The organism is Stenotrophomonas humi (assembly GCF_001431415.1).
In the GTDB taxonomy this organism is placed as follows: Bacteria; Pseudomonadota; Gammaproteobacteria; order Xanthomonadales; family Xanthomonadaceae; genus Stenotrophomonas; species Stenotrophomonas humi.
This window is the reverse complement of record NZ_LDJI01000072.1, coordinates 1-819: the sequence shown is the minus strand read 5'-3', so window position 1 is coordinate 819 and position 819 is coordinate 1. Positions and strand designations below refer to the sequence as shown.

The 819-nt window shown below is 63.7% G+C and carries 1 protein-coding gene; it reads left to right on the top strand.

The genetic code is table 11. The annotated features are described in order from the left end of the window. The coding region (gene prpB / locus ABB26_RS18340; RefSeq protein ID WP_057636144.1) for a methylisocitrate lyase at positions 1-819 on the top strand (819 nt) is incomplete at both ends.

Below are 819 nucleotides of genomic sequence, written 5' to 3'. Positions count from 1 at the left end.
CACCCATGAGTGTTTCTTCCGCAGGCGCCGCGTTCCGCGCCGCACTGGCTGCCGAATCGCCGCTGCAGGTGATCGGTGCGATCAATGCCAACCATGCCCTGCTGGCCAAGCGCGCCGGCTATCGCGCCATCTATCTGTCCGGTGGCGGTGTCGCGGCCGGCTCGCTGGGCCTGCCGGATCTGGGCATCAACACGATGGAAGACGTGCTCATCGACGTGCGCCGCATCACCGATGTCTGCGATCTGCCGTTGATGGTGGATATCGATACCGGTTTCGGGCCGAGCGCGTTCAACATCGCACGTACCGTGAAATCGCTGATCAAGGCCGGTGCCGGTGCCTGCCATATTGAAGACCAGGTCGGTGCCAAGCGCTGCGGTCATCGCCCGGGCAAGGAGATCGTGTCGCAGGGTGAAATGGTGGATCGCGTGAAGGCGGCGGCCGATGCCAAGACCGATCCGGATTTCTTCCTGATCGCGCGTACCGATGCCATCCAGATGGAAGGCGTGGATGCGGCCATCGAGCGCGCGCTGGCCTGCGTCGAAGCTGGTGCCGACGGTATCTTTGCCGAGGCCGCCTACGACCTGGAAACCTACAAGCGTTTCGCCGACGCGGTGAAAGTGCCGCTGCTGGCCAACATAACTGAATTCGGCGCCACGCCGCTGTTCAGCCGTGATGAACTGGCCGCCTCGGGCGTTGCGATCCAGCTGTTCCCGTTGTCGGCGTTCCGCGCTGCCAACAAGGCCGCCGAGAACGTCTACGAAGCCATCCGCCGTGATGGCCACCAGCGTAATGTGGTGGATACGATGCAGACCCGCGAGG